The sequence below is a fragment of the Pseudomonas chlororaphis subsp. chlororaphis genome, assembly GCF_003945765.1.
Taxonomy (GTDB): Bacteria; Pseudomonadota; Gammaproteobacteria; order Pseudomonadales; family Pseudomonadaceae; genus Aquipseudomonas; species Aquipseudomonas chlororaphis.
Window position 1 is genome coordinate 5,270,290 of record NZ_CP027712.1, and the last position, 21,128, is coordinate 5,291,417.

The following is a 21,128-nucleotide window of genomic DNA, read 5'->3' on the forward strand; positions in this document are numbered from 1 at the left end:
ATCAACGAAACGTAGATACCAAGGCTCTGTAGCCGCTGCCGAGCCCGCGAGGCTGCGATCGACCTGGGCGGCATTCCGACGAAGCGGGCGCGGGGATTTAAAGATCGCTGAAGGCCTTCGGCCTTATCGCAGCCTCGCAGGCTCGGCAGCGGCTACAGAGGTAGAACTGGATCAGGCGAACGCCTGCTCCAGCGCCACTCCGGCACCGGTCAGGCCCGAGTACGGCGCCGTCACCAGCCATACCGGAATACCCTTGAAGTAATCGCTCATACAGCCCTTGTCGGCAAAACAACGGGCGAAACCGCTTTCGACGAAAAAGTCGGCGAACCGCGGGATCACCCCGCCGACGATGTACACGCCACCGCGCGCACCGGTGGTCAGCACGTTGTTGCCCGCCACCCGGCCCAGCCAGCAGCAGAACTGCTCGAGCACTTCCAGGGCGATGGGGTCGCCGGCCAGGCCCGCGGCGGTGATGGCTTCCGGGGTCTCGAGCAGCGGCTCATGCCCGTCCACCGCGCAGATCGCCCGATAGACCCGGGGCAAGCCGCCGCCGCTGAGCGCGGTCTCGGCGCTGACGTGGCCGATCTCGCTGTAGATGTGCTGCCACAACTGGGTTTCCCGCGGGCTGCTCAATGGCAGGTCGACATGCCCGCCCTCGCCCGGCAAGGCGGCCCAGCGGCCTTCGCCCAGATCCAGCAGGGTGCCGACGCCCAGGCCGGTGCCGGGCCCGATCACCACCGCCGGGCGCAACAGCTCGGCGGTGCCTTCGCAAACCACCCGGAACTCGCCGGGCTGCAGGCGGGTCATGCCCAGGGCCATGGCCGAGAAGTCATTGACCAGCAGCAGTTCGTCGACCTGCAAGGTCTGGCAGAAGGCCTTGCGGCTCAGGCGCCAGTGGTTGTTGGTAAAACGAAATTCGTCGCCGCCGACCGGGCCGGCCACCGACAGGCACACCGCGCCGATCGCACCCGGCGCCAGGCCGAGACCGCCCAGGTAGACGCCGATGGCTTCTTCCGGGCTGGCGTGGTCCGCCGTCGCCAGCACCTGGATCGACTCCAGGCGCTGGTCTTTCCACAACGCAAAACGCGCATTGGTTCCACCAATGTCACCGACCAGCGCTAGCTTCACTTAAGGTTCTCCAGGGCAGAGGTAAAGGCGCTGGCGCCCTGCTCCGCCGAGCTGAAGGCCATGCGCATGAAACCGAACAATTCGCGGCCGCTGCCGACGTTGTTGCCCAACAGGCCCTTGGCCGGCTCGCGGGCGGCGAATTCATCGGCGTCTACCTTAAGCTCCAGCGTGCCCTTTACGCCATCCACGCGAATGATGTCGCCGTCGCGTACTCGCGCCAGCGCGCCGCCGACCTGGGCTTCCGGGCTGACGTGGATCGCCGCCGGGATCTTGCCCGAGGCCCCGGACATGCGCCCGTCGGTGACCAGCGCGACCTTGAAGCCGCGGTCCTGCAACACGCCGAGGAACGGCGTCATCTTGTGCAGTTCCGGCATGCCGTTGGAGCGCGGGCCCTGGAAGCGCATCACCGCCACGAAGTCTTTTTCCAGCTCGCCGGCCTTGAACGCATCGGCCAGGTCCTGCTGGTCCTGGAACACCACCGCCGGCGCTTCGACGATCTGGTGCTGCAACGCCACGGCGGAAACTTTCATCACCCCGCGACCGAGGTTGCCTTCCATCACCCGCAGGCCGCCTTCCGGCGAGAACGCGCGGGCCACCGGGCGCAGGATGTTTTCGTCGAGGCTTTCGATCGGACCGTCGCGCCACACCAGCTTGCCGTTGTCCAGGAACGGCTCCTGGGTGTAGCGGCTCAGGCCACGGCCGGCCACGGTGTTGACGTCTTCGTGGAGCAGGCCGGCTTCCAGCAGTTCGCGGATCAGGAACGCCATGCCGCCCGCGGCCTGGAAGTGGTTGATGTCGGCCTTGCCGTTCGGATAGACGTGGGACAGGGTCGGCACCACCTCGGAGAGGTCGGCCATGTCCTGCCAGGTCAGCTGGATGCCCGCGGCCTGGGCAATCGCCGGCATGTGCAGGGTGTGGTTGGTCGAACCGCCAGTGGCATGCAGGGCTACGATGGAGTTGACCAGCGAACGCTCGTCGATGATCTCGCCGATCGGCGTGAAGTTGCCGCTCTGCGCGGTCAGGCGGGTGACCTGCTGCGCCGCCTCATGGGTCAGGGCATCGCGCAGTGGCGTGTAAGGGTTGACGAAGGACGCGCCCGGCAAGTGCAGGCCCATGACTTCCATCAGCAGCTGGTTGGTGTTGGCGGTGCCGTAGAAGGTGCAGGTGCCCGGGCTGTGGTAGGACTTCATCTCCGATTCCAGCAGCTCTTCGCGGGTCGCCTTGCCCTCGGCGTAACGCTGGCGCACGTCGGCCTTTTCCTTGTTGGAAATGCCCGACGGCATCGGCCCGCCCGGGACGAAGATGGTCGGCAGGTGGCCGAAGCGCAACGCGCCCATCATCAGGCCCGGGACGATCTTGTCGCAGATGCCGAGCATCAGCGCGGCGTCGAACATGTTGTGGGACAAGGCCACCGCGGTGGACAGCGCGATCACCTCGCGGCTCGGCAGGCTCAGCTCCATGCCGGCCTCGCCCTGGGTCACGCCATCGCACATGGCGGGGGTGCCGCCGGCGAACTGGCCGACCGAACCCATCTCGCGCAGGGCCTTCTTGATCTGTTCGGGAAAGTGCTCGTACGGCTGGTGCGCCGAGAGCATGTCGTTATATGACGAAACAATTGCCACGTTGGCGGCATTCATCATGCGCAGGCTGTGCTTGTCTTCCGAGCCGCAGCCGGCAACGCCGTGGGCGAAGTTCGCACACTGCAGCTTGCCCCGTTGCGGGCCATCGCTGGCGGCGCCGCGGATCAGGGCGAGGTAAGCCTCGCGAGTGGCGCGACTGCGGGCGACAAGCCGTTCGGTGACCTCAAGAACGCGGGGATGCATGTGTAGAACTCCAGGCTAACGGATGTGGCGACCTGTTTGTCTATGCTGGTCAAAACGCCCGCGGCACAGGGGATGGCAGAGGGTTTCTTGACCATTTGGACCAGTTGATTCAGGTCACTCGTTGTAGATAAAACAAAATATTGCCATCAAAAAGGCTTGTTTTCTATTTTTTTGCGAATAATCTTGTAATTCCAACAACAAAACTACGGCAGGCGCTTTTCTATGACTCTACGAATCGCAATCAATGGTTTTGGCCGCATCGGCCGCAACGTCCTGCGCGCACTTTATACCCAAGGCTATCGTCAGGATCTGCAGATCGTCGCCATCAACGATCTGGGTGATAGCTCGATCAATGCCCACCTGCTCAAATACGACACCGTCCACGGCACCTTCGATGCCGAGGTGCAGCACGATCAGGAAAGCCTGACCGTCAACGGCGACCGGATCGCCGTCAGCGCCATCCGCAATCCGGCCGAACTGCCCTGGGCCGCCGAGAAGATTGACGTAGTATTCGAATGCACCGGTCTGTTCACCGACCGTGCCAAGGCCGCCGCCCATCTCAGCGCCGGCGCCCGCAAAGTGATTATTTCCGCCCCGGCCAAAGGCGCCGACGCCACCGTGGTGTATGGCGTGAACCACGACATTCTGCGCCAGTCGCACCAGATCATTTCCAACGCTTCGTGCACCACCAACTGCCTGGCGCCGGTGGCTCAGGTGCTGAACCGCGAGCTGGGCATCGAAAGCGGGCTGATGACCACCATCCACGCCTACACCAACGACCAGAACCTGACCGACGTCTACCACAGCGATCCGTACCGCGCCCGCTCGGCCACCCAGAACATGATCCCGAGCAAGACCGGCGCGGCCGAAGCCGTGGGCCTGGTGCTGCCGGAGCTGGCGGGCAAGCTGACCGGCATGGCGGTGCGCGTCCCGGTGATCAACGTATCGCTGGTGGACCTGACCGTGCAGCTCAAGCGCAACACCACCGCCGAGGAGGTCAACGCCCTGCTCAAGAGCGCCAGCCAGCACTCGAAGATCCTCGGCTACAACAGCCTGCCGCTGGTTTCCAGCGACTTCAACCACAACCCGCTGTCGTCGATCTTCGACGCCAATCACACCAAGGTCAGCGGCGGCAAGCTGCTCAAGGTCCTGGCCTGGTACGACAACGAGTGGGGCTTCTCCAACCGCATGCTGGATAACTGCCTGGCCCTGTGCAGCGCCGAGTAAACCCACGGCCTGCGGCGCGGGAGCTGCCGCAGGCTGCGATCTTTTGATCTTCACATTCGAGGTTCAAGCGCGCAAAGATCGCAGCCTCGGCAGCTCCTGCAGACTCTCTCCCTCCCGGAGCCACCACCGATGATCGGTATCAGCTTCACCCAGGCCAGCATGGCGGCGCGCAAGCGCATCGCCCTGGTCGCCCACGACCATTGCAAGAGTTTCCTCCTCGACTGGGCCGAGCGACAGAAAGACCGGCTCGCCGAGCACGATCTGCTGGCCACCGGCACCACCGGCCAGTTGCTGCACCAGCGCCTCGGCCTGCCGGTGGAAAGCATGATCAGCGGCCCCCTGGGCGGCGACCAACAACTCGGCGCACGGATCGCCGAGCAGCGGGTGGACATGCTGGTGTTCTTCTGGGACCCCTTCGAACCCCAGCCCCACGATCCGGACATCAAGGCCCTGCTACGGGTCGCGGCGGTCTGGAACATTCCCGTGGCCTGCAACGAATGCAGCGCCGACTACCTGCTTAGCAGCCCGTTGATGGAGCAGGCGCACAGCTACCGGATTCCGGACTACCCGGCCTACCTCTCCGGGCGTCGATGATTCACTCAGGGCTTGACCTTCGACGCAGATGATAAGCATTATCATCTGCTGAAAAAATCAGCCAGGTCCTGTTGTGAGCCAATCCCGCTTCAATCACGTCTTTCTCACCCAGCGCGTTTCGCTGCTGCGCACGCTGGAGCGGATGGTCAACAACCACAGCACCGCCGAGGACCTGCTGCAGGAAACCTACCTGCGGGTGACCCGGGCCCTGAGCGAACGGGCCATCGAGCACCTCGAACCCTTCGTCTTCCAGACCGCCCGCAACCTGGCGCTCGACCATCTGCGCGCGCGACGCATCCAGGCCCGCACCCTGCTCGAAGACGTGCCGGTGGACGTGGTCGAAAGCGTGGCCGCGCCCCTGAGCAGCGCCGAGGATGCCGCCCATGCCGAACAGTTGCTGGAACGCCTGAACATGAGCCTTGCCCAACTCAGCCCGCGCCAACAGCAGATCTTCATCCTCAGCCGCCTGCACGGCCACAGCTACCTGGAAATCGCCGAGAAACTCGAAGTCTCCCAAAGCACGGTACAAAAGGAACTGAAGCTGATCATGGCCATCTGCATCGGCGTCGCCGAGCGCTTGAACGGTCATTGAGGCCCAGCCGGGCGGGCGTCAGCCGCAGCCCTTTGCTACCCTTGACCGCCCTGCGCTCTCCATCTAAAAAACAGCCGTGCACAGACACAGCCGAGGAACACCCGTGACGGACATCCACCGCACCCAGCCGACCGCCCAGGACGGGGAAACAGCCACTCGCCGTACTGCGGATCAGGCCATGGACCAGGCCCTGGACTGGCTGATCCTGCTGGAGAACCCGAGCCCCGAGCAGACCCGGCAATTCCACGACTGGCTGAACGCCTCGCCCCTGCACAGTGCAGCCTTCGACAAGGCCCAGGCGATCTGGAACGGCCCGCAAGTGGTGCGCTGCGCGCAAAACCTGGACACGCAAAAAACCAAGGTCAGCCTGCTGTCGCGCCTGCGTCCGCACTGGCGCCCCCTAGCGACCGCGGCGGTGCTGATCCTCGGCCTGTTCAGTTTCAGCAACCTGCCCCTGCGCCTGCAGGCCGATCACCTGACCGTGGTCGGCGAGCGCCAGCGCCTGCAACTGGAGGACGGCTCGAAAGTCCTGCTCAACACCAACTCGGCCTTCTCCAGCAGCATCGACGAGCGCCAGCGCGTGGCCCGCCTGTACCAGGGCGAAGCCTTCTTCGAGATCCCCGCCAGCCGCGGCCAGCCGCTGGAACTCGACGCCGGCCCGGTACGCGCCAGCGTGCGCGACACCGCCTTCGCCGTGCGTTACCTGGACGGCGTGGCCCAGGTGCGGGTGCAGCGCGGCGATGTCGACCTGCGCGCCACCCACGACGATGCCCGGGTGCGCCTGTCGGCCGGCGAAAGCATCCGCATCGGCCCCAACGGTTTCGACCGCCCGGCCAAGCTCGACCTCGACAAGGACCTGGCCTGGGTCCAGGGCCGGCTGGTGTTCGAGAACTGCCCGCTGAACCAGGTGCTGGCCGAATTGCGTCGGTATTACCCGGGTTGGATCGTCAACAACAACGAGCGCCTGGCCGATGTCGCGGTCACCGGCAATTACCGCCTCGACCAGCCGCTGGACGTGGTGCGCTCCCTGGCTCACATCACCTCGGCGCGCCTGCAGGAATTCCCGGCGCTGGTCATCCTCAACTAAAGCGCATTTATTTTTACGCGATCGCTGTCGGTCGTTCGTCTCGTTATAGCCAATGCAATTGATTCGCATTAAAAATGGCGAATCAGCACCTATAAAGATTCGTGCGACACGGAGCGCTATCGATGTCCTCTCGCCTCAACAGCCGGTCCTCTTCATCCTCCCGCCAGGCCCGCCTGCAGAACTGCACGCTGTCCCTGCTGACCGCCGCCATCCTGCTGGCCGGGGCCGCGCCAGTCATGGCCGCCACCGCCGGGGCCAAGACCCTGCCAGCACGCAACATGGGCGACTACAGCTTCGCCATCGACCAGCAACCGCTGGTGTCGGCGCTGAACGCCTTTACCGCTGTCACCGGCTGGCAGGTCGGCCTGCCGGCGGAACTGGGCGAAGGCATCGCTTCCCCGGGCGTGCGCGGTTCGCTGCCACCGGAAAAAGCCCTGGACCGCCTGCTGATGGGCACCAACCTGAGCTACCGCAAGCTGGGCGCCAACAACATCGTCCTGGAAAAACGCGCCAGCGGCGGCGCCCTGAACCTGCAACAGGTGACCATCAGCGCCACGCGCCAGGAACAGGACGTCAGCAGCGTGCCCAGCACCGTGACCGTGCATGACCGCCAGGACCTGGACCGCAACAACGTCAACACCATCAAGGATCTGGTGCGCTACGAGCCGGGCGTTTCGGTCGGCGGAGCCGGCCAGCGCGGCGGTGGCATCAGCGGCTACAACATCCGCGGCATCGACGGCGACCGTATCCTGACCCAGGTCGACGGCGTGGAGATTCCCAACGGCTTCTTCAACGGCCCCTATGCCAAGACCCAGCGCAATTACGTCGACCCGGAAATCATCAAGCGCGTGGAGATCCTCCGCGGCCCGGCCTCGGTGCTGTACGGCAGCAACGCCATCGGCGGCGCGGTCAGCTACTTCACCCTCGACCCGGACGACATCATCAAGCCCGGTAAAGACGTCGGCGCCCGCCTGAAGACCGGCTACAGCTCGGCCGACGACAGCTGGCTGAAGTCGGCCACCGTGGCCGGTCGCAGCGGTCAGTTCGACGGCCTGCTGCACTTCAGCCAGCGTGACGGCCACGAAACCGACTCCTACGGCAGCCACAACGGCACTGGCCTGGCGCGTACCGCCGCCAACCCGGAAGACGTGCGCACCAGCAACGTGCTGGCCAAGGCCGGCTGGAACTATGCCGACGACGCGCGCCTGGGCCTGACCTACGAGAAGTACAAGGACGACCGCGACACCAACCAGAAGAGCGCCGTGGGCGGCCCGTTCAACGCCGGCCAACCGCTGGGCATGTACCGCTCGCGCACCGGTAACGACACCATCACCCGCGAACGCTTCGGCCTGGACAACAACTTCGCCCTCGACAGCCTGCTGGCCGACCACGTGAAGTGGAGCCTGAACTACCAGATCGCCAAGACCGACCAGAGCACCCTGGAAAACTACTTCCCGTTCAGCCGCAACGTCATGCGCAGCCGCGAAACCCTCTACCAGGAAAAACAGTGGGTCTTCGACGCCCAGGCCGACAAGGCCTTCGCCATCGGTGAAACCGAGCACCTGCTGACCTACGGCACCACCATCAAGCAGGAAAAGGTCACCGGCTCGCGCAGTGGTAGCGGCACCTGCCTGGCGGTCGGTCGCGGTTGCACGGCGGTCGGCGCCATCAGCCCCTCCGACGTGCTGAAGAAGTCCAGCGACTTCCCGGACCCGACCATCAACACCTACAGCCTGTTCGCCCAGGACCAGATCAGCTGGAACCAGTGGACCTTCCTGCCGGGCCTGCGCTACGACTACACCCAGCTCAAGCCGCACATCACCCAGGAGTTCCTCAACACCGTGGCCGCCGATGGCAATGGTGAGGTGAGCGACCAGAACAAGACCTGGCACCGGGTATCGCCCAAGTTCGGCCTGACCTATGCCCTGAGCGACCAGTACACCTGGTACGGCCAGTACGCCGAAGGGTTCCGCACCCCGACCGCCAAGGCGCTGTACGGCCGCTTCGAGAACACCACCACCGGTTACCGCGTGGCGCCGAACTCGAACCTCAAGCCGGAGAAAAGCCAGAGCTATGAAACCGGCCTGCGCGGCAACTTCGAGTCCGGCAACTTCGACGTGGCGGTGTTCTATAACAAGTACCGCGACTTCATCAACGAAGACGCGGTGACCCCGGGCTACGACGAACTGACGTTCCAGAGCAACAACATCAAGCACGCCACCATCAAGGGCGTGGAAGTCAAGGGCCGGCTCAACCTCGACGCCCTGGGCGCGCCGCAGGGCCTGTACACCCAGGGTTCGGTGGCCTATGCCTACGGTCGCAACAACGACACCGGCGAACCCTTGAACGCGGTCAACCCGCTGACCGGCGTGTTCGGCCTGGGCTACGACCAGGACCACTACGGCGCCCTGCTCAGCTGGACCCTGGTGAAGAAGAAAGACCGCGTCGACAGCAGCAGCTTCAAGACCCCGGATGGCACCAGCAGCCAGTTCAAGACCCCGGGCTACGGCGTGCTCGACCTGACCGGCTTCTACAAGGTCAGCGACGACGTCACCGTCAGCGCCGGCGTCTACAACCTGGCCGACAAGAAGTACTGGCTGTGGGATGACGTGCGCGGCTACGACAGCGTCGGCGAAGCCGCCGTGCTGAGCCCGGCCAACCTCGACCGCCTGACCCAGCCGGGTCGCAACTTCGCGGTCAACCTGATCTGGGACATCTGACCCGGTCTGCCTCACTGCGCTTTTCGATGGGGCGCAGTGAGGATTTTTTACTGTGCCGCGTCTACTTGTTCGTCTAGTTAGCAAGTGCTTCTCATTTCAAGCCGCTCTTATTTTTAAGCAGCTCTCATTTCCATTGACCAAGGACATCGTCATGACCACCCAGGATTCCCCACAGCGCCCGAGCCTGCGCTCCCAGCGCCTGAACCAGATCACCCACGAACCCCATGCCAGGCTCGACGCCCTGGTCAAGGCTCACGCGCCATTCGAAAGCGCCAGCAGCTTTGCCCGTTTCGTCGTCGCCCAGTACCTGTTCCAGTCCGAATTGGTCGCCCTGTACAACGACCCGGCGCTGATCGCCATCGTCCCGGACCTGGCAGAACGTTGCCGCGCCGAAGCGGCCAAGGCCGACCTGGCGGACCTGGACACCGAAGTCCCGGCCCCGGTGGCGGGCGCGGTGCAGAACCCGAGCAAGGCCGAAGCCCTGGGCTGGCTGTTCGTCTCCGAGGGCTCCAAGCTCGGCGCGGCGTTCCTGATCAAGCGCGCGGTGGGCCTGGGCCTCAGCGAAACCTTCGGTGCCCGGCACCTGGGCGAGCCGGCCGGCGGTCGCGCCGAAGGCTGGAAAACCTTCACCCGCACCCTCGATGGCCTGGCGTTCAGTGCCGAAGAGGAAGCCGCGGCGGAAAAAGGCGCGCTGGATGCCTTCAACCGCTTTACCGTGCTGCTGGAAAAGGCCTACGACACGGCGCCTGAACTGGCCTGATTTTTTCGCCGGCACCCTCGTTCCTGTATTGAAGGCGTAGACTCACGCCCGCTGCAGGAACGAACCCGCTGGCGTCAGCCGTTATTCCCACCCCTTGTGGATTGAGCCCCATGCTCGTCACCTCATCATCGAACCCATGACCGGCACAACCCGATCCCCGTCCAAGGCCTCCCGCCTGTTCTTCGGCTGCCTGGCTTACATCAGCCTGGCCATCGGCCTGATCGCCATCGTCGTCCCCGGCCTGCCAACCACCGAGTTCGTGCTCCTCGCCGCCTGGGCCGCGACCAAGAGCTCGCCACGCCTGAGCGCCTGGATGGAAAACCATCGCCTGTTCGGCCCCATCCTGAGCAACTGGCGCAACGGCCGAATCGTCAGCCGCCGGGCCAAGGTCAGCGCCACCGTCAGCATGCTGCTGTGCGCCGGCCTGATGCTGAGCCTGCTCAACCATCACTGGACCCTGTACCTGGCACTGGCCGGCATGGGCCTCGGCAACCTGTGGATCTGGTCGCGCCCGGAGGCTCTGGCCCAGGCCTCTTGATTCCTCTGCAAGAGCAGCCGGTCGACGTTCGGCTGCTCGCGACATGCCCTCCAGCGAAATCGCCCTCCTCCTCGTTTATGTCAAACACATGACCGCTCGTCGGCTTTTTCTCAGACAAATGCCGCCCAAGCCGATGTTCCGGGCATGGCGCTGAATGGACTTGGCGACCGGAGTCATCCGACTCACCGCTCACCCTTATCCATTCGCGAGATCGCCCCATGTTCGACTCTCTGTCCATTCGCCTGAAAATCGTGCTGTTGTCCGGACTCTGCCTGCTCGGTGTGGTGGGCCTGATCGTCGGGATGAACATCTACCAGACCAACCAGAACGATCAGTTGGTCAGCAGCTCCAGTTCGCGAATGCTCACCGACAGTGTGCAGAACCTGCTGCAGGCCCGGGCCGCCGAGCAGGCGGTGCGGGTACAGAAAACCTTTGGCGAGAGCTTGTTGGTGATCACCACCCTGGCCGACCAGATCAACGACCTGCGGGCCATGGCCGGCAAGCGTTCGCTGGACGCCGCGGCGCTGCGTGAAGAGCTCAACCACAGCCTGAAAACCGCCTTCGAACGCAACACCAAGGTGCTGGGCATCTGGCTCGCCTATGAGCCCAACGCCCTCGACGGCAAGGACAGCGAGTTCGCCAACGACACCGGCCACGCCTCCAACGAAGCCGGGCGCTTCGCCAGTTACTGGAGCCGTGCCGGCGGCACCGGGCTGAACACGGTGATGGTCGAAGAGGACATGAACAAGACCACCCTGAGCGTCAGCGGCACCCCCTACAACAGCTGGTACACCTGCCCGCGCGACAGCAAGCGCACCTGCCTGCTCGACCCGTACGCCGATACCGTGGGTGGCAAGCTGATGCTGATGACCACCATTTCCCTGCCGCTGATCGTCGACGGCAAAGTCATAGGCGTAATCGGTGTGGACATCGCCCTGGATGCCCTGCAGGCCGCGGCCGCCGACTCCCAGCGCGGGTTGTTCGACGGTGCCGGGCACATGCTGATCGTCGCCGGCAGCGGCATCCTCGCCGCCTACAGCAACGATGCGGCCAAGGTCGGCAAAGGCATCGCCGACACCCTCGGCGCCGAAGGCAGGGATGTGCTGCAACTGCTGGCCGGCACTACCCCGAAAATCCTCAAGCAGGGCGACCTGATCCGCGCCGTGTATCCGGTCAGCCCGATCGCCGATGCCCATCCCTGGGGCGTGGTGATCGACCTGCCGGAGCAAGTGCTGCTGGCCGACACCGTGAAACTCCAGGGCGTGCTCGACGACGCCCAGGCCCAGGGCACCCTGGTGTCGCTGCTGGTGGCGGCGATCGCCGGCGTGATCGGCCTGCTGCTGATCTGGCTGACCGCCTCCGGCGTGACCCGACCGATCAACAGCGTGGCGCAGATGCTCAAGGAAATCGCCAGCGGCGACGGCGACCTGACCCAGCGCCTGAAGTACGGCAAGCAAGACGAACTGGGCGAGCTGGTGGGCTGGTTCAACCGCTTCCTCGACAAGCTGCAACCGACCATCGCGCAGATCAAGCAGAGCATCACCGACGCCCGCGGCACCGCCGACCAGTCCTCGGAGATCGCCCGCCAGACCAGCGAAGGCATGCAGGTGCAGTTCCGCGAAATTGACCAGGTGGCCACCGCCTCCAACGAAATGAGCGCCACCGCCCACGACGTCGCCAACAGTGCCTCGAACGCCGCCAACGCCGCCCGTGGCGCCGACCAGTCGGCCAAGGACGGCATGACTATCATCGAGCGCAGCACCCGCGACATCAGCACCCTGGCCGAGGAGGTCAGCAAGGCGGTGGTCGAGGTCGAGGCCCTGGCGGTCAACAGCGAACAGATCGGTTCGGTGCTGGAAGTGATCCGCAGCATTGCCGAGCAGACCAACCTGCTGGCCCTCAACGCCGCCATCGAAGCGGCGCGCGCCGGGGAAAGCGGCCGCGGCTTCGCCGTGGTCGCCGACGAGGTGCGCAACCTGGCCAAGCGCACCCAGGACTCGGTGGAAGAGATCCGCCTGGTGATCGAACGCATCCAGAGCGGCACCCGGGGGGTGGTGGCGACCATGCATTCGAGCCAGGCCCAGGCCCAGAGCAACGCCGGACAGATCCAGCAAGCGGTGCAGGCTCTGGGCAAGATCAGCGACGCAGTCACGGTGATCAGCGACATGAACCTGCAGATCGCCAGCGCCGCCGAACAGCAGAGCGCGGTGGCCGAAGAGGTCAACCGCAACGTTTCGGCGATCCGCAGCGTGACCGAATCCCTCACCGAGCAGGCCACCGAATCGGCCCAGGTCAGCAGCCAGCTCAACGCCCTGACCACCCAGCAGATGAAGCTGATGGACCAGTTCCGCGTTTGACCTTGCCCCTGTAGGAGCGAAGCTTGCTCGCGATGAACCAGAGAGCGCCGCGTTGAGCCAGTGATCAGGCATCATCGTTGACGACCATCGCGAGCAAGCTTCGCTCCTACGGGGGACTGCGGCGCTTCACGCTTTTGATCTATGCTGGCCCCTCTCTTGCGGAGGGCCTGCAATGACCGATGTGCTGTCGTCTGTTCAAGCCGCGCTGGGCTTGCCTCGTACCCCGATTGCCATGACCTCGAGCGGCGCCCTGCCCTCGGCCTTCGACGTGACCGAACTGGCCAGCGCCAGCATCGCCGCGGCCGGCCAGGCAGCGGCCGAGCTGCTGCTCAGCCAGACCGGGCGCCTGCCCACCCTGAGCGTCGACCGGCGCCTGGCCTCCTTCTGGTTCGCCACCTCCCTGCGCCCGCTGGGCTGGAGCGTGCCGCCGCTGTGGGACCCGGTCGCCGGCGACTACGCCACCCAGGACGGCTGGATTCGCCTGCACACCAACGCGCCGCATCATCGGCGGGCAGCCGAACAGGTGCTCGGCCGGGTCGCGGACCGTCCGGCCATGGCCGCCAAGGTTGCGCAGTGGAACAAGAGCGACCTGGAGCAGGCGGTGGTCGAGGCAGGCGGCTGTGCTGCGGAAATGCGCAACTGGGCCGAGTGGCAAGCCCATCCCCAGGGGCAGGCCGTGAATGCCGAGCCCCTGGTGCATTACCAGACCCGCAACATCAGCGCCGCCCAGCCCTGGCGCGGATCGCTGGCCCGGCCCCTGGCTGGGATCAAGGTGCTGGACCTGACTCGGGTGCTGGCCGGGCCCATCGCCAGCCGTTTTCTCGCCGGGCTGGGCGCCGAGGTACTGCGCATCGACCCGCCGGAGTGGAACGAGCCCGGCGTGGTCCCGGAAGTCACCCTGGGCAAACGCTGCGCCCGGCTGAACCTGCACGATGCCGCCGATCGCCTGGTCTTCGAAGGCCTGTTGGGGGAAGCCGATCTGCTGCTGCACGGCTACCGCGCCGATGCCCTGGAACGCCTCGGCTACGGGGCCGCCGAACGCCAGCGCTTCGCCCCGGGGCTGATCGATGTGTGCCTGAACGCCTATGGCTGGAGCGGCCCCTGGCAGAACCGCCGCGGCTTCGACAGCCTGGTGCAGATGAGCAGCGGCATTGCCGAGGCCGGCCAGCGCTGGCAGCAGGCCGATAAACCGGTACCGCTGCCGGTGCAGGCCCTGGACCATGCTACCGGCTACCTGATGGCCGCCGCCGCGATCCGCGCCCTGACCGAACGACTACAAACCGGGGCCGCCGGCAGCGCACGGCTGTCACTGGCGCGGACCGCCAAACTGTTGATCGAGCACTCCAATGGCAGCGCCGAGCCCGCCTTGCGCGGCGAAGACCAGGACGATCAGGGACTGCTGGTAGAGCAGACACCCTGGGGCCCGGCCCATCGCCTGCAAGTACCCTTGCAGATCAGCGGCACGCCCCTGCAATGGGCGCACCCCGCCAGCGACCTGGGCGCCCATCGGGCAAAATGGTGAGCCTGTAACGCGTAACCCTGTAGCCGCTGCCGAGCCTGCGAGGCTGCGATCGGCCGCAAAGCGGACGTAAAGCCGCGCATTACGTCATTCATACCGCGTGCGCAGGGTTGGCGAGGACTGCGTCCTCGATCGCAGCCTCGCAGGCTCGGCAGCGGCTACAGGTGCTGGGGGACTACAAAGCCGTCCACAAATGCTGCGCCGCGTAGCCGCGCCATGGCCGCCAGGCCTCGGCGCGGGCCAGCAACTGGCTGGCGCTGACCGGTCCGCCTTCGAGCGCCGCCAGGGCGTTGAGCAGGCCCACGTCCGCCGCGGGAAAGGCGTCCGCTTCACGGAACTGGCGCAGGGCCACGTAATGCGCGGTCCAGTCGCCGACACCCCACAGCGCCCGCAAGGCCGACAGGCTGTGTTCGAGGCTGGCCTTGGGGGCAAACAGCTGCGGATCGTCGAGCAGCGCCTGCGCCACGCCGGACAGGGTTCGGCCCCGACTGCGCGGCATGCCCAGGCTCGCCAGATCGGCGCCCGCCATCCGCCCCGGCTCGGGGAACACATGGCTCAACCCCGCTGGCGCCTCCCTGCAGCTCAATGGCTGGCCATACTGCGCCACCAGCTTGCCCGCCAGGCGGATGGCCGCCACCACCGTGATCTGCTGCCCCAGCACCGCGCGCACCGCCAGCTCGAAACCGTCCCAGGCACCGGGTACGCGCAGCCCCGGCCGCGAGGCGATCAAGCGGGCCATCAACGGGTCGGCGGACAGTTGCCGATGGATCGGCGCCAGGTCGGTGTCCAGGTCCAGCAGGCGGCGGATGCGCGCAACGATCCGCGCGTGGGCCTGCGGGTCGGGAAAGTGCAGGGTCAGCACCAGCGCATCGCTGTCGCCCGGGCTCACACTGAACCAGCCGTGTACGCCATCGAGGCTGATGCTGCGCGAGTAGCGCTCGCCACTGACAGTCTCCAGCCCCTCGATGGCCCGCGCCCGGAGAAAGGCCAGCATCGCCGGCCAGTCATAGGGCGGCTGGTAAACCAGCCTCACAGCGACAGCACACCGCTGTACAGGCCATAGGCGGCCAGGCTGGCCCCGGCGACCACGCAAGCGAAAATGCCCTTCTCGATACCGGTGAACAACGGCTCGCCCTGCTCGCGCTTGGCCTTGGCGAACAGGATCACCCCGGGGGCATACAGCAGGGCCGACAGCAGCAGGTACTTGACCCCACCGGCGTACAACAGCCAGACCGCGTAGCACAGGGCCACGCCACCGATGCACAGGTCTTTCATGCGCTCGGCCGAGGCCTGCTCGTAGGTTTCGCCGCGGCCGCTGAGCAACACCGCATAGGCCGCCGACCACAGGTAAGGCACCAGGATCATCGATGAGGCGAGGTAGATCAGGCTGGTGTAGGTCCCGGCGGAGAACAGGGTAATCAGCAGGAACACCTGGATCATGCTGTTGGTCAGCCACAGGGCGTTGACCGGCACATGGTTGGCGTTCTCCTTTTTCAGGAAGGCCGGCATGGTCCGGTCGCGGGCCGTGGCGAACAGGATCTCGGCACACAGCAGCGCCCACGACAGCAAGGCACCGAGCAGGGAAACCGCCAGGCCGACGCTGATCAGCAACGCGCCCCAGGGACCGACGATGCGCTCCAGCACCGCCGCCAGCGACGGGTTCTGCAAGGTCGCCAGTTCCGGCTGGCTCATGATCCCCAGGGACAGCACGTTGACCAGCACCAGCAGGGCCAGCACGCCGATAAAGCCGATCACCGTGGCCCGGCCGACGTCCGCACGCTTCTCGGCCCGGGCCGAATAGACGCTGGCGCCTTCGATGCCGATGAACACGAAGACCGTGACCAGCATCATGTTGCGCACCTGGTCCATCACCCCGCCAAAGTTCGGGTTGCCACGGCCCCAGATGTCGCGGGTGAAGATGTCCGCCTTGAACGCCACCGCGGCAATCACGATGAACATCACCAGCGGCACGATCTTGGCCACGGTGGTCAGCAGGTTGATGAACGCCGCTTCCTTGATCCCGCGCAGCACCAGAAAGTGCACCGCCCACAGCAGGACCGAGGCGCAGGCGATGGCCACCGGGGTGTTGCCCTGGCCAAACACCGGGAAGAAATAACCCAGGGTGCTGAACAGCAGCACGAAGTAGCCGACGTTGCCCAGCCAGGCACTGATCCAGTAGCCCCAGGCCGAAGAAAAGCCCATGTAGTCGCCAAACCCGGCCTTGGCGTAGGCGTACACCCCAGAGTCGAGTTCAGGCTTGCGGTTGGCCAGGGTTTGAAACACGAAGGCCAGGGTCAGCATGCCCACGGCGGTGATCGCCCAACCGATAAGGATCGCCCCGGCGTCGGCCCGGGCCGCCATGTTCTGCGGCAAGGAAAAGATCCCGCCGCCAACCATCGAACCCACCACCAGGGCGATCAGGGCACCGAGTCGCAGTTTTTGTGTGGTTTGTGGCATGCCTACCTCTGCGTACGGTCCAATTGTCCGACAACAAACTATATGAAATTAATTAATTTCCACAGATTGGAAACGGACTAAAAGAGTCAATTATTGATCTTCTGTGGATCAATCGACATGACGAGGATCAGAACATGTTGAATAGTTTGGCTTTTTATTATGCATAAAACCCAAATGCCATCAGCGCGCCGGGCAGCCTTATAACTTTTTAATGAGTTGCGCATTCTTGAAAGCGGGCTAGCTTCAATCTGGCGCCAATGAGAAGACCTTTCATCCGGAACCCGAGGCCTTATGGAATGGCGCTTTCAGGCTTCCCACCGGTTTCCGCAAAGACAGCTTAAGTCGTTCATTCACAATGGAATGTAGCAATGACCTGATCTAAATCAGCTGTTCGGATTTCTCGCAGATTTACTCTGACATCTCTCTTCTCCTGCAATGGAGTCACGCAATGTCTGACACTCCCGGAAAACTACGGCTTGGTGCGTTAGTCGCCTTGGTAGTCGGCTCGATGATTGGCGGCGGGATCTTTTCCTTGCCACAAAACATGGCGGCAAGTGCCGATGTAGGCGCTGTTCTTATTGGCTGGGCTATTACCGCTGTCGGTATGTTGACACTGGCTTTCGTGTTTCAAACCCTGGCCAACCGCAAGCCTGACCTGGACGGTGGTGTCTACGCCTATGCCAAGGCCGGTTTCGGCGATTACATGGGCTTTTCTTCGGCCTGGGGCTACTGGATCAGCGCCTGGCTGGGCAACGTGGGGTACTTCGTACTCTTGTTCAGCACCCTGGGCTACTTCTTCCCGCTATTTGGGGAGGGGAACACTCCGGCCGCGGTGATCGGCGCCTCGCTGCTGCTGTGGGCCGTGCACTTTCTGGTGCTGCGCGGGATCAAGGAAGCGGCGTTCATCAACCTGGTAACCACGGTCGCCAAGGTGGTGCCGCTGCTGCTGTTCGTACTGATCGCCCTGTTCGCCTTCAAGCTGGACATCTTCACCGCGGACATCTGGGGCGTGAAGAACCCTGACCTGGGCAGCGTGATGAACCAGGTGCGCAACATGATGCTGGTCACCGTGTGGGTGTTCATCGGCATCGAAGGCGCGAGCATCTTCTCCGCCCGCGCGGAAAAACGCTCGGACGTGGGCAAGGCCACCGTGATCGGCTTCATCACCGTGCTGCTGTTCCTGGTGCTGGTGAACGTGCTGTCGCTGGGCATCATGACCCAGCCGGAGCTGGCGAAGCTGCAGAACCCGTCGATGGCGGCGGTGCTCGAGCATGTGGTCGGCCACTGGGGCGCGGTGCTGATCAGCGTCGGCCTGATCATCTCGCTGCTGGGGGCACTGCTGTCGTGGGTGCTGCTGTGCGCGGAGATCATGTTCGCCGCGGCCAAGGACCACACCATGCCGGAGTTCCTGCGCAAGGAGAACGCCAACCACGTGCCGGTCAACGCCCTGTGGCTGACCAACGCCATGGTGCAGATTTTCCTGGTCATCACCCTGTTCTCGGCCAGTACTTACCTGTCGCTGATCTACCTCGCCACCTCGATGATCCTGGTGCCCTACCTGTGGTCGGCGGCCTATGCCGTGCTGCTGGCGGTGCGCAGCGAAACCTACGAAGCGGCCCTGGCCGAACGCAAGAAAGACCTGCTGATCGGCTCCATCGCCCTGTTCTACGCGATCTGGCTGCTGTACGCCGGCGGGGTCAAGTACCTGCTGCTCTCCGCCCTGCTCTACGCCCCCGGCGCGATCCTGTTCGCCAAGGCCAAGCGGGAGTTGGGCAAACCGATTTTCACCAACGTCGAGAAGCTGATTTTCGCCGCAGTGGTCATAGGCGCCCTGTTGGCCGCCTACGGGCTCTACGACGGCTTCCTGACCCTGTAACCGCACGATTGTTTCTACCTCTGGAGGATCACGGTAATGACCACGGAAAAAGTTAAGTACGGCGTCCATTCCGAAGCCGGCAAACTGCGCAAAGTCATGGTTTGCTCCCCAGGCCTGGCCCATCAGCGGCTGACCCCGAACAACTGCGATGAACTGCTGTTCGATGATGTGATCTGGGTCAACCAGGCCAAGCGCGACCATTTCGACTTCGTCACCAAAATGCGCGAGCGTGGGATCGAAGTCCTGGAAATGCACAACCTGCTGACCGATACGGTGCACAACCCCGAAGCCCTGAAGTGGATTCTGGATCGCAAGATCACCCCCGACACCGTCGGTGTCGGCCTGACCAACGAAGTGCGCAGCTGGCTCGAAAGCCTGGAGCCACGCAAGCTGGCCGAATTCCTGATCGGCGGCGTGGCCGGCGAGGACCTGCCGGAAAGCGAAGGCGCCAGCGTGATCAAGATGTACCGCGATTACCTGGGCCACTCCAGCTTCCTGCTGCCGCCACTGCCCAACACCCAGTTCACCCGCGACACCACCTGCTGGATCTACGGCGGCGTGACGCTCAACCCGATGTACTGGCCGGCCCGGCGCCAGGAAACCCTGCTGGCCAGCGCCATCTACAAATTCCACCCCGAGTTCGCCAACGCCGACTTCGAAGTCTGGTACGGCGACCCGGACAAGGATCACGGCCAGGCCACCCTCGAAGGCGGCGACGTCATGCCGATCGGCAATGGCGTGGTGCTGATCGGCATGGGCGAGCGAACCTCGCGCCAGGCCATCGGCCAGCTTGCGCAATCCTTGTTCGCCAAGGGCGCGGTGGAAAAAGTCGTGGTCGCCGGCCTGCCGAAATCCCGCGCGGCGATGCACCTGGACACCGTGTTCAGCTTCTGCGACCGCGACCTGGTCACGGTCTTCCCGGAAGTGGTCAAGGAAATCGTGCCGTTCGTCATCCGCCCCGACACCAGCAAGCCCTATGGCATGGACGTGCGACGGGAGAACAAATCGTTCATCGAGGTGGTGGCCGAGTCCCTGAACCTCAAGCAACTGCGCGTGGTGGAAACCGGCGGCAACAGCTTCGCCGCCGAACGCGAGCAGTGGGACGACGGCAACAACGTGGTGGCCCTGGAACCGGGCGTGGTCATCGGCTATGACCGCAACACCTACACCAACACCCTGCTGCGCAAGGCCGGCGTGGAAGTGATCACCATCAGCGCCAGCGAACTCGGCCGCGGCCGTGGCGGCGGCCACTGCATGACCTGCCCGATCGTGCGCGACCCGATCGATTACTAAACGACTTCCCCGGCCGCACCTCTGCGGTGCTGGCCGGGCCGAGTACAGAATCCCTGGAGAATCATCATGGCGTTCAATATCCACAACCGTAACCTGCTCAGCCTCGAACACCACACCGAGCGCGAGCTGCGCTACCTGCTCGACCTGTCCCGCGACCTCAAGCGCGCCAAGTACACCGGCACCGAGCAGCAGCACCTCAAGGGCAACAACATCGCCCTGATCTTCGAGAAAACCTCGACCCGTACCCGCTGCGCCTTCGAGGTCGCCGCCTATGACCAGGGCGCCAACGTCACCTACATCGACCCGAACTCGTCGCAGATCGGCCACAAGGAAAGCATGAAGGACACCGCCCGCGTGCTCGGGCGCATGTACGACGCCATCGAGTACCGCGGCTTCAAGCAGGAAATCGTCGAAGAACTGGCGAAGTTCGCCGGCGTGCCGGTGTTCAACGGCCTGACCGACGAATACCACCCGACCCAGATGATCGCCGACGTGCTGACCATGCGTGAGCACGCCGACAAGCCGATCCACGACATCAGCTACGCCTACCTGGGCGATGCCCGCAACAACATGGGCAACTCCCTGCTGCTGGTGGGCGCCAAGCTCGGCATGGACGTGCGCATCTGCGCGCCAAAGGCCCTGTGGCCCCATGACGACCTGGTCAGCCGCTGCAAGCAGTACGCGCAAGAAAGCGGTGCCCGCATCACCCTGACCGAAGACCCGAAAGCCGCGGTCAAGGGCGTCGACTTCATCCACACCGACGTCTGGGTATCGATGGGCGAGCCGGTGGAAGCCTGGGCCGAACGTATCCAGCAACTGCTGCCGTACCAGGTCAACGCCGAGCTGATGAAGGCCACCGGCAACCCACGGACCAAGTTCATGCACTGCCTGCCGGCGTTCCACAACAGCGATACCAAGGTCGGCAAGCAGATCGCCGAGCAGTATCCGCACTTGGCCAACGGCATCGAAGTGACTGACGACGTGTTCGAGTCGCCAGCCTGCATCGCCTTCGAGCAAGCGGAAAACCGCATGCACACCATCAAGGCGATCCTGGTCTCGACCCTGGCCGACCTGTAACCCCGACGTCCGTGGCCGACCGCCTGGCGGTCGGCCCTCGACCTGTAGGCGCGAGGCTCGCCCGCGAAGGCGTCCAACCT

At 64.5% G+C, this 21,128-nt stretch carries 16 protein-coding genes; 12 read left to right on the forward strand and 4 right to left on the reverse strand.

Features of this window, described 5'->3' with window-relative positions:
* Nucleotides 1-171: 171 nt before the first annotated feature.
* Complete coding sequence (locus C4K27_RS23760; protein WP_053262361.1) at nucleotides 172-1,128, reverse strand: glucokinase; 957 nt, start codon at nucleotides 1,126-1,128, stop codon at nucleotides 172-174.
* Nucleotides 1,125-2,951 (reverse strand): phosphogluconate dehydratase, encoded by a 1,827-nt coding sequence (gene edd, locus C4K27_RS23765; protein WP_053262362.1) that lies wholly within the window; start codon nucleotides 2,949-2,951, stop codon nucleotides 1,125-1,127. The genes C4K27_RS23760 and edd overlap by 4 nt, the downstream gene beginning before the upstream one ends.
* Before the next feature lie 222 nt (nucleotides 2,952-3,173).
* Here edd and gap point away from each other — a divergent pair, with 222 nt between their 5' ends.
* From gap to C4K27_RS23810, 9 genes are all read left to right on the forward strand, one after another.
* Nucleotides 3,174-4,178 (forward strand): type I glyceraldehyde-3-phosphate dehydrogenase, encoded by a 1,005-nt coding sequence (gap, locus tag C4K27_RS23770; protein ID WP_007926310.1) that lies wholly within the window; start codon nucleotides 3,174-3,176, stop codon nucleotides 4,176-4,178.
* A gap of 129 nt (nucleotides 4,179-4,307) precedes the next feature.
* Nucleotides 4,308-4,772: a methylglyoxal synthase gene (locus C4K27_RS23775; protein WP_053262363.1), complete on the forward strand. Its 465-nt coding sequence runs from the start codon at nucleotides 4,308-4,310 to the stop codon at nucleotides 4,770-4,772.
* A gap of 73 nt (nucleotides 4,773-4,845) precedes the next feature.
* Nucleotides 4,846-5,364 (forward strand): RNA polymerase sigma factor, encoded by a 519-nt coding sequence (locus tag C4K27_RS23780; RefSeq protein WP_053262364.1) that lies wholly within the window; start codon nucleotides 4,846-4,848, stop codon nucleotides 5,362-5,364.
* A 103-nt stretch (nucleotides 5,365-5,467) separates the two neighbouring features.
* The gene (locus C4K27_RS23785; RefSeq protein ID WP_053262365.1) at nucleotides 5,468-6,451 is read left to right on the forward strand and encodes a FecR family protein; all 984 of its coding nucleotides are present in this window, start codon (nucleotides 5,468-5,470) and stop codon (nucleotides 6,449-6,451) included.
* Between the two features lie 122 nt (nucleotides 6,452-6,573).
* Complete coding sequence (locus C4K27_RS23790; protein WP_053262366.1) at nucleotides 6,574-9,171, forward strand: TonB-dependent receptor; 2,598 nt, start codon at nucleotides 6,574-6,576, stop codon at nucleotides 9,169-9,171.
* Between the two features lie 151 nt (nucleotides 9,172-9,322).
* Nucleotides 9,323-9,931: a biliverdin-producing heme oxygenase gene (locus C4K27_RS23795; RefSeq protein ID WP_053262367.1), complete on the forward strand. Its 609-nt coding sequence runs from the start codon at nucleotides 9,323-9,325 to the stop codon at nucleotides 9,929-9,931.
* A 136-nt stretch (nucleotides 9,932-10,067) separates the two neighbouring features.
* Nucleotides 10,068-10,469, forward strand: coding sequence for a YbaN family protein (locus tag C4K27_RS23800; RefSeq protein WP_007926296.1), 402 nt, complete (start codon nucleotides 10,068-10,070; stop codon nucleotides 10,467-10,469).
* Nucleotides 10,470-10,687: 218 nt separating this feature from the next.
* Entirely contained in the window at nucleotides 10,688-12,826 is a 2,139-nt protein-coding gene (locus C4K27_RS23805; RefSeq protein WP_053262368.1) for a methyl-accepting chemotaxis protein, read from the forward strand.
* Nucleotides 12,827-12,998: 172 nt separating this feature from the next.
* Nucleotides 12,999-14,348, forward strand: coding sequence for a CoA transferase (locus C4K27_RS23810; RefSeq protein WP_053262369.1), 1,350 nt, complete (start codon nucleotides 12,999-13,001; stop codon nucleotides 14,346-14,348).
* A 172-nt stretch (nucleotides 14,349-14,520) separates the two neighbouring features.
* On the opposite strand, the gene C4K27_RS23815 is transcribed toward C4K27_RS23810, so the two are convergent.
* Complete coding sequence (locus C4K27_RS23815; protein WP_053262370.1) at nucleotides 14,521-15,378, reverse strand: DNA-3-methyladenine glycosylase family protein; 858 nt, start codon at nucleotides 15,376-15,378, stop codon at nucleotides 14,521-14,523.
* Complete coding sequence (arcD, locus tag C4K27_RS23820; RefSeq protein WP_053262371.1) at nucleotides 15,375-16,802, reverse strand: arginine-ornithine antiporter; 1,428 nt, start codon at nucleotides 16,800-16,802, stop codon at nucleotides 15,375-15,377. The genes C4K27_RS23815 and arcD (C4K27_RS23820) overlap by 4 nt, the downstream gene beginning before the upstream one ends.
* Nucleotides 16,803-17,250: 448 nt before the next feature.
* Between arcD (C4K27_RS23820) and arcD (C4K27_RS23825) the strand changes: the two genes are divergently transcribed.
* The 3 genes from arcD (C4K27_RS23825) (at nucleotide 17,251) to C4K27_RS23835 (ending at nucleotide 21,048) form a co-directional block, all read left to right on the forward strand.
* A complete protein-coding gene (gene arcD, locus C4K27_RS23825; protein WP_007926272.1) occupies nucleotides 17,251-18,678 on the forward strand; it encodes an arginine-ornithine antiporter in 1,428 nt (475 codons plus the stop codon).
* Between the two features lie 36 nt (nucleotides 18,679-18,714).
* Nucleotides 18,715-19,971, forward strand: coding sequence for an arginine deiminase (gene arcA, locus C4K27_RS23830; RefSeq protein WP_007926270.1), 1,257 nt, complete (start codon nucleotides 18,715-18,717; stop codon nucleotides 19,969-19,971).
* Between the two features lie 66 nt (nucleotides 19,972-20,037).
* On the forward strand, nucleotides 20,038-21,048 hold the full coding sequence (locus C4K27_RS23835) for an ornithine carbamoyltransferase (RefSeq protein ID WP_007926269.1): 1,011 nt from the start codon (nucleotides 20,038-20,040) through the stop codon (nucleotides 21,046-21,048).
* Nucleotides 21,049-21,128 lie beyond the last annotated feature (80 nt).